This is a genomic window from Actinomadura luzonensis (assembly GCF_022664455.2).
GTDB classification, from domain to species: Bacteria; Actinomycetota; Actinomycetes; order Streptosporangiales; family Streptosporangiaceae; genus Nonomuraea; species Nonomuraea luzonensis.
The window spans coordinates 1-10,854 of sequence record NZ_JAKRKC020000003.1; the positions used below are offsets into that span (position 1 = coordinate 1).

Genomic DNA, 10,854 nt, shown 5'->3' on the forward strand with positions numbered 1-10,854 from the left:
ATGGTCACCGTGATTCCCGGGACTGACGCGCGCGCTTGGAGGACGACGTGACGGAGGAGCCCGCCAGGTCCGCGTCGCTGCAGGGCGTCGACCGCGTGCTGACGGTGCTGGAGGCGTTCGTCGGCCAGGCCGAGTGGCGGGTCTCCGACCTGGCCAAGCACCTCGGCATCCACAAGGCGGTGACGCACCGGATCGTGCGGTCGCTGGAGGCGCGCCACTACCTGGAGCAGGCCGAGGCGCGGGGGTCGTACTCGCTGGGCCCGGCCGCCGTCGCGCTCGGCCGGGCCGCCGGGCGGCGCGCGCCCCGCACGACCGCCCGCCGGCACCTGATCCGGCTGGCCGAGCAGACCGGCGAGGTCGTGCTGTTCTACACGCTGCGCGGCCACCGCTACGTCTGCGTCGAACGGCTCGACATCAACGCCGAGACCGCCGTCACCGTCGAGATCGGCGACACCATCGGCCTCAACGCGGGCGCCGGCAAGACCCTGCTCGCCTACCAGGACGAACGCTTCCTCCAGGAGGTGCTCGGCGCGCCCCTCCCCCGCTACACCGACCGCACCCCCACCGACCCCGGGGCCATCCGCGACATGCTCGGCCGCATCCGCGCGCAGGGCTACTGGGTCAGCGACGGCGAGATCACGCCGGGCACGGTCGGCGTCTCGGCTCCCGTCCGGGACGCCGACGGCGGCGTCCGGCACTGCGTCTGCGTCACCATGCTCGACCGGCGGGTGGACGAGCGTCGCCTGGCCGGCGTGTCGGCGGCGGTGCGGGACACCGCGACCGCCGTCTCGCAGAGCCTCGGCCACCGCGACGGTGGCGCGGGCCCATGAGGCCCATGACCGCTTCCCTCGCCCCCACCGGCCGCAGAGCCCCGGGGGCCGCCTCGCCGGCCTGATCGCCGTCGAAGGCGAGGCGAGGTGCCAACCTTCCGGGTCGCCCGCGGCGTTTGAAGGGGACCGACCCGAGGAGAGACGTTGGATCGCGATGCCAGTTTCCGGGCGTTCGCCGACACCCATCAGCGCGCGCTGCTGCGCCTGGCGTACCTGCTCACCGGCGATGTCCACCTGGCCGAGGACCTGCTGCAGAGCGTGCTGGTCCGGATGCTCGGCCGCTGGCCGAGGTTACGCGGGATGGACCGGCCGGAGGCCTACGCCCGCAGGACCATGGTCAATCAGTACATCTCGTGGCGGCGGCGGCGCGCCGCGGGCGAGCTGCCGAGCGGCGACCTGCCGGACCGCCCCCATTCGCCGGAGGACTCGACCGTGCTGCGGATCGTCCTGCGCCAGGCGCTCATGCGCCTCACCCCGAAGCAGCGCACGGTGCTCGTGCTGCGCTACTACGAGGACCGCACCGAGCGCGACGTGGCCGACCTGATGGGCTGCTCCGTCGGCACGGTGAAGAGCCAGACGCATCACGCGCTGGCCCGGCTGCGCGCGCTGGCGCCGGAGCTGGCGCCCCGCCTCGCCACCCTGGAGAGCCCGGACCGTACCGAGGAGGCCCGCCGATGACGTGGCTAGGCGACGAGCTCGGCCGTATCGCCGACGACATGCCCGAGCGGGACCTGACCGTCCGGGCGTACGAGCTGCACCGGCGCCGGCGGCGCAACCTCGTGGCGCTCACGGCGGCCGCCCTGGTCGTCGTGGTCGTGCTGGCCGGCACCGTCACGACCCGGCTGCTGCCCGGCCGCGCCGCGGACGCGGTCTCCCCGCCCGCCCCGCCCGAGCAGAGCACGGTCGACGTCGGCTGGGTGCCGACCGCCGCGGCGCTCCCGCTGTTCGTGGCGCAGTCCGAGGGGTACTTCGCGGCGGAGGGGCTGACCGTGCGGCCGGTCAGCGTGCAGGCCGGCGCCGCCGGCGTCCCCCTGCTCCTCACGAAGCGCCTCGCGATCGTCGAGAGCGACTACTGCACGGCGCTCGCGACGAACGCCCTTGGCAAGGACATCAAGATCGTCGGCGGGATGCACCGGGCCGGGCCCCGGAGCCTGGCGCTCACCGTCCCGGCGGGCTCCCGGATCAGGGACGTGTCCGGGCTCAAGGACAAGTGGATCGCGGTGCCGGGGCTGAGCGGGCTGCCCACGCTGGCCCTGACCGCCCTGCTGGAGCGGCACGGGCTGGCGAGGCAGGACGTCAAGCTGGCCGAGACGAGCTACCCCGACATGGTCAAGGGTCTGAACAGGGGGCGGTTCGCGGCGGCGCTGCTGGCCGAGCCGTTCGTCACCGCGGGCGCGTCGAAGGTGCGGGTGCTGGAGGAGGCGATGAGCGGGGAGTTCGCCGGGCTGCCGGACTCCGGGTGGGCCGCCACCGGCGAGTGGGCGCGGGCCAACCCCCGCACCCTGGCGGCCTTCCAGCGCGCGATCGCCAAGGCGCAGCGGCGCATCGCGGCCGATCCCGCGCTGGTGGCGAGGACGCTGCCCAAGTACCTGAGGATCGACCCGCGCGCGGCGGCGCGGGCCGACGCCGGCTCCTATCCCGTCGGGCTGGACGTGCGGGGGCTGCAACGGCTGGCCGACCTCGCGCGGCGGCACCGGTTCCTGCGCGGCCCGATCGACGTGCGGACCGTGATCGCTTCCCCCGGCTGAGGGCCCGCGTCGCCCGCTCTTGTCGTAGGATCAGGCGACTTCGCGGGAGTGGTAGAGGCTGTGGACATCCGGGTGCTGGGCCCGCTGGAGATCGTCGGCGCGGACGGGCTGCCGTGCCGCATCGGATCACCGAAGCTGCGGGCGCTGGTGAGCGCGCTGGTGCTGGCGGAGGGCCGGCCGGTGGCGCCTGCCGCCCTGATCGACCGCCTGTGGGGCGAGGAGCCGCCGGCCGAGGCGCAGGCGTCGCTCCACTCCTACGTCTCCAACCTCCGCCGGCTGCTGGAGCCGGGCCGTCCGGCGCGGGCGCAGAGCCGGCTGCTGACGTTCGGCCCGCTCGGCTACGCGCTGGCGGTCGAGCCCGGCCAGGTGGACACCACCCGGTTCCTGCGCCTGGTCGGGCAGGCCGAGCAGGCGGCCGGCGACCCGGCGGAGGCCGAGCGGCTGGCGGACGAGGCGCTGGCGTTGTGGCGGGGCGAGCCGTACCAGGACCTGGACGACCAGACGTCGGTGGCCGCCGTCCGGGCGCGGCTCGGCGAGGCCCGGGAGCGGGCCCGCGAGCTGCGGGTCGGCGCCGTCATCCGGCAGGACCGGCACGGCGAGCTGCTGGGCGAGCTGGAGGCCCTGACGTACGAGCACCCGCTGCGCGAACGCCTGTGGGCGCTGCGGGCGCTGGCCCTCTACCGGTGCGGCCGGCAGGGCGAGGCGCTGGAGACGCTGCGCACCGCGCGCCGCATCCTGGCCGAGGAGCTGGGCATCGACCCGGGCGAGGAGCTGCGCGCGCTGGAACGCGACATCCTCGGCCAGTCGCCCGCGCTGCTGCCGCACCGGCCGCCCCCACCGGGGCGCGAGGCGCCGCCGGCCGCCACCGAGCGGGGCCTCGCTGGCCGGCGCGAGGAGCTGGCCGCCCTGGACGCGCTGCTGGACGAGGCGGCGGCGGGCCGGCCGGGGTTCGCCCTGATCACCGGCGAGCCGGGCATCGGCAAGACGCGGCTGGCCGAGGAGCTGGTGGGCCGGGCCAGGGCGCGGGACTTCACGGTCGCGGTGGGGCGGTGCGCGGCCACGGAGGGCGCGCCGGCGTTCTGGCCGTGGGTGACGGTGCTGGAACGGCTGGCCGACGCGCTGCCGCCGCTGCCGCCCGACGTGCGCGCGAACCTGCCCGGCGTCGGCTCGGCGACCGGCGCCGAGCCGGAGGGCGCCCGCTTCCGCACCTACGAGGCGGCGGCGCGGGCGCTGACGGCGGGCCGGCGTCCGGTGCTGGTGGTGCTGGACGACCTGCACTGGGCCGACCGCTCCTCGCTGCGGCTGCTCGGCTACCTGGCCGAGTACGTGCTGGACGGCGCCCTCGCCGTGGTCGGCACCGCCCGCGACCGGCCGCCCCCGGAGGGCGCGCTGGCCGAGGCGTTCGAGGCGTTGTCGCGCCGGCGGGCGGTGCGGCTGCCGCTGTCCGGGCTGTCGGCGGCCGACCTGGCGGAGCTGACCCCGGCCGGCACCGACGTCCTGGCGCTGCGCGACCGCACGAACGGCAACCCGTTCTTCGTGGCCGAGCTGCTGCGTTACCTGGAGCCGGGCGCGCCGGGCCCCGGCGCGCTGCCGCTCGGCGTGCGCGACGTCGTGCTCGGAAGGGTCAACCGGCTGCCCGAGCCGTGCGGCGAGCTGCTGCGGGTGGCGGCGGTGGCCGGGCGGGAGTTCGACGTGACGATCGTGGCCGAGGCCGCCGGGCTCGACCTGGACACGACGCTCGACCGGCTGGAGCCGGCCCTGACCGCCGGGCTGGTCGCGGAGGGCCGGCCGGGCCGGTTCCTGTTCGTGCACGCGCTGGTGCAGGAGGCGCTGACGGAGGTGGTGCCGGTGCTGCGCCGGGCCCGGCTGCACGCCGCCGTGGCCGCCGCGATCGAGGCGCGGAGCGGCGGCTCGGCCGTGGACCGGCTGGCCGCCGCCGCGCACCACTGGTTCGCGGCGATCCCGGCGGGGCATCCGGCGCGGGCCTGGCGGGCGGCGTGGCGGGCGGCCGAGGAGGCCAAGCGGCTGCGCGCGTACGACGTGGCGGTGGAGCTGCTGGAGCGGGCCGGGCAGGTGGCCGCCGACGACCCCGGGCTCGGCCCCGCCGAGCGGATGGACCTGCTGTTCGCGCTGGCCGAGGCCAGGTTCGGGGCGGGCGACGCGGTGGGCCAGGAGGCCGAGCTGACCCGCGTCAGGAGCCTGGCCAGGCAGGCGGGCGACCGGCGGCGCTGGATCGAGGCGGCGACCGGTTACGGCGGCCGCATCCTGCAGCCGTGGAAGGTCTACGGCGAGCACGACGCGGACCTGGTGGCCGACCTGCTGGAGCTGGCCGCCGACGCGGGGCTGGAGCGGCCGGCCAGGGCCCGGGTGCTGGCCTGCCTGGCGCTGCAGACGTACTACGAGCCGGGGCGCACCCCGGAGGAGCGGGAGCGGTGGACCGACGAGGCGGTCCGGCTGGCCCGCGAGGAGAACGACGCGACGCTGCTGGGCCGGGTGCTGTTCGCCCGCTTCTACGCGCTGCTGCACCCCGACCAGGTGGAGCAGCGGCTGGCGGCGGGTGAGGAGATGGCCCGCGCCGGGCTGGAGGCGGGCGACGACGAGCTGCGCGCGATCGGGCTGACCTGCCAGGGCGGCACGCTGCTGGAGCTGTGCCGGGTGCCGGCGGCCCAGGAGCTGCTGGCCGAGGCGGAGCGGCTGGCCGGGCGCACGCACCTGCCGTACCTGCGGATCATCCTGAGCTGGCTGCGGCTCGGCCTGCTGCTGCACAGCGGCGACCTGGCGGACGCCGAGGCGCTGCTCCAGGCCGCGGCCGCCGAGCACCGGGCCACCTCGATGTGGGGCGCGGAGTCGAGCACGGCCGGCGCGTTGTACCAGGTCACGCTCATGCGGCTGCGCCGCGGGGAGGCGGACGCGGTCCCGCCGCCGGAGGACATCTCCAGCGCGTTGCTCGACCGGTTCAACGTGGACGCCTACGCCCACTACCTGGTGGTGACCGGCCGGCCGGAGGAGGCGCGGCGGGTGCTCGGGCCGTGGGAGCGGCAGCCGCCGCTCCCCCGCACGTTCGTCTACCTGTTCTGGCTGCTCATCCGCTGCGAGGTGTGGGCCGCGCTGGGCGACCGGCGGGCCTGCGCCGACCTGTACGCCGAGGCGGCGCCGTACGCCGGGAGGATGGGCATCTCCGGGCTGGGGATGCTCATGTGGCCGGTCAGCCGGCCGCTGGCGCGGCTCGCCGCGGTCCTCGGCGACGACGAGGCGGCGCGGCGGCACGCCCGGCACGCCGAGCGGGTGGAGCGGGAGCTGGCCCGGCCCACAGCCGCTCAGCCCCACAGCGCGGCCATGCGCCGCCGGTAGCGCCCGCCCGTCAGGCGGTGGACGAGCAGCAGCGGGCCGGGCGCGCTCCTGCGCAGGTGGGCCTCGGCGTCGGCGGGCAGCTCGAAGGTGGTCCAGCCGACCAGCCGGACGAGCTTGCGGAAGCCGTACTCCTTGAGTATCCCCTGGTGCATGGCCGCGTCCTCCTCCGGCGTGATGTGCGCCATCATCAGCGGGATGCCGTCGCTCTCCTCGTGCGCCAGGTGCGCGCCGAGGATGTCGGCCAGCGTGCGGAGGGCCGTCATGAGCCGCTCGCGGCCCTGCTCGGACGGCGCCGCCTCGAAGGCGCGGAAGGCGTCGGTGCTCTCGCCGATCCAGTGGTCGCACGCCTCGTGCTCGGCCTCCAGGGCGTCGATGACGCCGACGGCGTGCGGGGCGCGCTCGCGCAGCTTGGGCCAGACCGTCTCGTCCTCGGCGGTGTGGTGGTGGTGCAGCACGAACAGCACCCACGCGTGGTGCTCGCGCAGCGCGGCGATGCGCCGCCGGTCGTCGAGGCGGACCCGGCCCGCCGAGGTGAGCAGGTGCCCGAGGTCGCGGCGGAAGCCGTAGTGGGCCAGGTACATGTTGGTCATGTCGAGCGGTCCCGGCGCGGCGGCGGCCTGGCCGGGGAGCGTGATCTGCGGCACGTCGGGGTGCGCGGTGGTCGGCACGGCGGTGCTCCTTCTGTCCGTCTTCGTACGAGGTGCCGCCATCGTGCGCGACGGGTCTTGGGCCGCTCTGGAAGATCGTCCTCAAGAGCGGCCCAAGGCCGCCCGCTCAGCGCTCGTAGCGGGCCCGGCGGGCGACGACCTCGAACCCGAGACCGCGGAACAGGGCGGCCGAGGCCGGGTTGTTCACGTTGACGTCCAGGTGCGCCTCGGCCGCGCCGGCGGCGCGCATCCGGCCGAGCGCGGCGACCGCGAGGGCCCGCGCCAGGCCGCGCCGCCGCCAGGCGGGGACGGCGCCGACCTGGATGAGGAAGCCCTCCGCGCACGCCACGAAGCCGGCCGGAGTGCCGTCCGCCTCGCGGGCCACGAGGGAGCAGCCGGGCAGGAACTCGTCGTCCACCAGCCAGTCCACCCACTGCTCGCGGGACCAGCCGGGGAAGCCCGGACGGTCGGCGAACGACGCGGAGTAGGCCGCGTGGAACGCCTCCTCCGTGCCGGCGGACCACTCCGCCACGGTCAGCTCCGGCGGGAGAGGGGCGGCCGGGAGGGGACGGGCCAGGTCGCGGCGGCAGACGTCCTCGGCGAACGTCCGCCGGAAGCCGCGGGCCAGGAAGAGCGCGTCGGCCTCCGGGGTCAGCGACTCGGTCTCCAGCCGGACCGGGCCCTCGGGCAGCCGGTCCAGGAGGGCGGACCCCAGGCCGCGGCCCCGGTGGTCGGGATCGACCAGGCCGGTCGCCGTCCCCTCGGGACGGACGGCCCCGCAGGCGACCAGCCGCCCGCCGGCGAACGCGCCGACCGCCCGGCCCGTGACGTACCTGCGTTCCAGGAAGGACGGGGACGCGGTCGCCGGGAGCCCGCCGTCGCGGGCCAGGCACCGCTGGACGAGCCCGGCGAGCTCCGGCAGGTCGGCGGCGGACAGCGGCGCCCATTCGATGCTCACGTTCGGCTCCTCGCTGGGGTTGGTCGGGCGACTATGGTCCCGCAGTGTCGCGGGGGCGGCTCGGGCGGCGCTTGGAGCCTTCTGGTCAGGCCCGCCGCGCCGGCCTCGTCCGGAGGAAGAGCACGGCGGCGAGGACGCCGAGCAGGACGAGGGCCGCGTTGACCGCGATCGCGACGGTGACGCCGTGCAGGACGGCTCCCGCGGTCACGACGCCGCCCGTCGCCGCCGTGACGATCGCGGACATGATCGGGGTGCCCATGGTGATGCCGACCTGCTGCGACATCGAGGCCAGCCCGGTGGCCAGGCCCTGCTGGCGGTCGGGCAGTCCGGTGGTGGCGGTGACCATGAAGCCGACGATGACCAGCATGTTGCCGACGCCGCCGAGGAAGGTGGCGGGCAGCAGCAGCCCCATGGCGGCCGGGGTGTCGCCGAGCAGCAGCAGGGCGGCGGTGCTGACGGCCTGCAGCAGGCCGCCGCCGGCCAGGACGGTCACGGTCGAGGTGCGGGCGATGGCCTTCGGGGCGAGCAGGCCGCCGGCCACGGTGCCGAGCCCGAGCACGCCGAACGACAGCCCGGCGGCGAGGGCGGAGAAGCCGAGGGTCTTCTGCAGGTAGAGGGTGAGCAGGTAGACCAGCGAGGTCTCGGTGACGAAGGCGACCAGGCCGAGCAGGTTGCCCCAGGCCACGGTGCGGCGGCGCAGCACGTGCAGCGGCACGAGCGGCTGGGCGGCGCGGCGTTCGACGCGGTGGAAGACGACGAGCAGGGCGGCGCCGGCCAGCAGGCCGGTGAGGGCGAGCGGGTGCGTCCAGCCGTGCTCGCCCGCCTGCGTCAGGCCGTAGACGACGCCGAGCAGGCCGAGGGTCACGCTGAGCGCGCCGGGCAGGTCGAGCTTGGGGCGGTCGGCGGGGCGGGACTCGGCGATGACGGCGGGGGCGGCGAGGAGCACGGCGAGGGCGACGGGCACGTTGACGAGGAACGCCCAGCGCCAGGACAGCAGGTCGGTCAGGACGCCGCCGAGCACGGCCCCGGCGGTGAACCCGGCGGACATGAGGGCGCCGTTCAGGCCGAGGGCCTTCTGCCGCAGCGGCCCTTCGGGGAAGGACGTGGTGAGCAGGGCGAGCCCGGCCGGGGTGGCGGCGGCGGTGGCGAGGCCCTGGGCGACGCGGGCGACGATGAGGATCTCCGGGCCGGGGGCCAGGCCGCCGGCGAGCGAGGCCGCGCCGAGCAGGGCGAGGCTGCCGAGGAAGATGCGCCTGCGGCCGAGCAGGTCGCCGATGCGGCCGAAGAAGAGGGTGAACCCGGCCGCGCACAGGGCGAAGGCGGTGGCGATCCACTGGAGGCCGCCCAGGGAGAAGCCGAGGTCGTCGCCGATGGCGGGCAGGGCGACGTTCAGGATGGAGAAGTCGACGGCCAGCATGAACTGGGCGACCAGGAGCACCGCGAGGGTGACCTTGAGACGGCCGGTCAGGTGGCGCGGCGGCGCCTCGCCGAGGGACGCGGGCAGGGGTCGGGTGGTGGTCATGGCGCGAGCGCCTCCATAAACGGGTCAGAAGTTCCGTTAAGATGAGGGAACAGTAGCACCCCGTCCCGGCTTAAGGGAACTCCCGTCCCGATAAGGAGTGTTCATGGCAGCCTCGCCACCACCCGGCGCCGTCCGTCCAGGAGGACGCACCGCCCGCGTCCGCGAGGCCGTGCTCCAGGCCACCGCCGACACCCTCGCCGAGCGCGGCTTCTACGGCCTCGACCTGGCCGAGATCGCCCGGCAGGCCGGCGTCGGCAAGACCACCCTCTACCGCCGCTGGGGCTCCCCCGGCGCCCTCGCCGCCGACCTGCTCCAGCAGATGGCCGAGACCTCCCTGCCCCGCTCCCGCAACGGCGACCTCGAACGCGACCTGCGCGACAACGCCCGCCTGGTCGTCAGGACCCTCACCGACCCCCGCCAGGGACGCCTGTTCAAGGCGCTGATCGCCGCCGCCCTCTGCGACGAGCAGGCCGCGGCGGCGCTGCACCGCTTCTACGCCGTCCGCATCGCCGAGTGGGCCGGCTGCGTCACCGACGCCGTCGAGCGCGGCGAGGTGCCGCCGGGCACCGACCCCCACCGGGTCGTCGCCGCCGTCTCCGCCCCCCTCTACTACGCCCTGCTCAACACCGGCGAACCCCTCGACGAGCGGGCCGCCGACCGCGCCGCCGCCACCGCCTTCGCGGCGGCGCGCGCCGGGGTCATCTCCTGACGGGCGTCCGTACGCCGGCCGCGAACGCGGTGAGCAGCGCCCGCCCGGCCTCCCACGCGCCGAGGCCGCTCGCCGCGTTGACGTGGCCGGCCGGGCCGACGCTGAGCGCGGGCAGCTCCCACCCGGCCGCCAGCCGCCGGGCGGCCTCGGGCGTGCAGTAGGGGTCGTCGTCGCTGTGCACGACCAGCCCGGGCACGCCGGGCGGCGACGGGACGAACGGGACGAACGTGGGCGCCGCGGCGGCGGGGAAGGCCGGCCCGGCCGGGTCGGGCGGGGCCACGAGGAACAACCCGGCCGCCGCCCCCGGCCGCCGGGCCGCCCAGTGCGCGGCGGCCAGGCAGCCGAGACTGTGCGCGACGAGCAGGACCGCGCCCTCCGCCGCCCGGTCGATGGCGCGGCACCAGTCCTCCAGGTCCGGCTCGCTCCAGGAGGCCGGGGCGATGCGGGTGGCGGCCGCGCCCCATCGGGCCTGCCAGAGGCTCTGCCAGTGGTCCTCGCCCGAACCGTCGATGCCGGGAATGATCAGGTAGTGCATGGGCGTCAGTATGGGTCGGGCGAGCGGATGAAGTCGCCGGCCGCCGATGAACGGAAGGCAGATGACGGGCGGAACGTCGGAACCATCGGACCCGTACTCCCTGGACGCGGTCGATCGCGAGCTCCTGGGCCTGCTGCAGAACGAGGGGCGGCTCGGCGTCACCGAGCTCGGCCGCCGCGTCAACCTGTCGCAGCCCGCCGTGTCGGCCCGGATCAAACGCCTGGAGCGGGCCGGCATCATCACCGGCTACCGGGCGGTGGTCGACCCGGCCCGGCTCGGGCTCACCATCCACGCGGTGATCCGGCTGCGCACCACGCACGCCCGCATCCCGGCCTGCCTGGAGCACTTCGCCGGCCTGCCCGAGGTCGTCGGCGTCTACCGGCTCACCGGCGAGGACTGCTTCCTGCTCGACGTGCACACGGCCGGCGCCGCCCGCCTGGAGGCCGTCGTGGACGGCATCGCGCGCTTCGGGCCGGTCACCACGTCGCTGGTGCTGCGGGCGTACGAGCCGAAGGCCGTCGAGCCGCCGTCCCCGGAGAGACGGCGGCCCTGAC

10 protein-coding genes are annotated in these 10,854 nt (G+C 76.1%); 6 read left to right on the top strand and 4 right to left on the bottom strand.

Going from position 1 to position 10,854, the window contains the following annotated elements; all coding sequences use genetic code 11:
• Positions 1–47 precede the first annotated feature (47 nt).
• The 4 genes from MF672_RS45090 (at position 48) to MF672_RS45105 (ending at position 5,929) form a co-directional block, all read left to right on the top strand.
• Positions 48–830, top strand: coding sequence for an IclR family transcriptional regulator (locus MF672_RS45090; protein WP_242380125.1), 783 nt, complete (start codon positions 48–50; stop codon positions 828–830).
• 144 nt (positions 831–974) lie between these two features.
• On the top strand, positions 975–1,508 hold the full coding sequence (locus MF672_RS45095; protein ID WP_242380128.1) for a SigE family RNA polymerase sigma factor: 534 nt from the start codon (positions 975–977) through the stop codon (positions 1,506–1,508).
• On the top strand, positions 1,505–2,578 hold the full coding sequence (locus MF672_RS45100) for an ABC transporter substrate-binding protein (protein ID WP_242380130.1): 1,074 nt from the start codon (positions 1,505–1,507) through the stop codon (positions 2,576–2,578). The genes MF672_RS45095 and MF672_RS45100 overlap by 4 nt, the downstream gene beginning before the upstream one ends.
• 60 nt (positions 2,579–2,638) lie before the next feature.
• Entirely contained in the window at positions 2,639–5,929 is a 3,291-nt protein-coding gene (locus MF672_RS45105) for an ATP-binding protein (RefSeq protein WP_242380132.1), read from the top strand.
• Here MF672_RS45105 and MF672_RS45110 read toward each other — a convergent pair.
• The 3 genes from MF672_RS45110 to MF672_RS45120 all read right to left on the bottom strand — a co-directional run bounded on the left by MF672_RS45110 (position 5,896) and on the right by MF672_RS45120 (position 9,056).
• Positions 5,896–6,597 (bottom strand): hemerythrin domain-containing protein, encoded by a 702-nt coding sequence (locus MF672_RS45110; protein WP_242380134.1) that lies wholly within the window; start codon positions 6,595–6,597, stop codon positions 5,896–5,898. The two genes, MF672_RS45105 and MF672_RS45110, sit on opposite strands and share 34 nt — an antisense overlap.
• Before the next feature lie 106 nt (positions 6,598–6,703).
• A complete protein-coding gene (locus tag MF672_RS45115) occupies positions 6,704–7,534 on the bottom strand; it encodes a GNAT family N-acetyltransferase (RefSeq protein ID WP_242380137.1) in 831 nt (276 codons plus the stop codon).
• A gap of 85 nt (positions 7,535–7,619) precedes the next feature.
• A complete protein-coding gene (locus MF672_RS45120; RefSeq protein WP_242380139.1) occupies positions 7,620–9,056 on the bottom strand; it encodes an MFS transporter in 1,437 nt (478 codons plus the stop codon).
• 103 nt (positions 9,057–9,159) lie between these two features.
• Between MF672_RS45120 and MF672_RS45125 the strand changes: the two genes are divergently transcribed.
• Complete coding sequence (locus tag MF672_RS45125) at positions 9,160–9,765, top strand: TetR/AcrR family transcriptional regulator (protein ID WP_242380142.1); 606 nt, start codon at positions 9,160–9,162, stop codon at positions 9,763–9,765.
• On the opposite strand, the gene MF672_RS45130 is transcribed toward MF672_RS45125, so the two are convergent.
• Positions 9,755–10,300, bottom strand: coding sequence for an RBBP9/YdeN family alpha/beta hydrolase (locus MF672_RS45130; RefSeq protein WP_242380144.1), 546 nt, complete (start codon positions 10,298–10,300; stop codon positions 9,755–9,757). The genes MF672_RS45125 and MF672_RS45130 overlap by 11 nt on opposite strands.
• 61 nt (positions 10,301–10,361) lie before the next feature.
• Here MF672_RS45130 and MF672_RS45135 point away from each other — a divergent pair, with 61 nt between their 5' ends.
• Positions 10,362–10,853 carry an Lrp/AsnC family transcriptional regulator gene (locus MF672_RS45135; RefSeq protein WP_242380146.1) on the top strand — a complete coding sequence of 164 codons (492 nt, stop codon included), beginning with the start codon at positions 10,362–10,364 and terminating at the stop codon, positions 10,851–10,853.
• Position 10,854 lies beyond the last annotated feature (1 nt).

Excerpts from the sequence above, each read along its gene's own strand:
- MF672_RS45130 (WP_242380144.1), bottom strand. The coding sequence starts at position 10,300 with ATGCACTACCTGATCATTCCCGGCATCGACGGTTCGGGCGAGGACCAC.
- MF672_RS45100 (WP_242380130.1), top strand. The coding sequence starts at position 1,505 with ATGACGTGGCTAGGCGACGAGCTCGGCCGTATCGCCGACGACATGCCC.
- MF672_RS45120 (WP_242380139.1), bottom strand. The coding sequence starts at position 9,056 with ATGACCACCACCCGACCCCTGCCCGCGTCCCTCGGCGAGGCGCCGCCG.
- MF672_RS45135 (WP_242380146.1), top strand. The coding sequence starts at position 10,362 with ATGACGGGCGGAACGTCGGAACCATCGGACCCGTACTCCCTGGACGCG.
- MF672_RS45125 (WP_242380142.1), top strand. The coding sequence starts at position 9,160 with ATGGCAGCCTCGCCACCACCCGGCGCCGTCCGTCCAGGAGGACGCACC.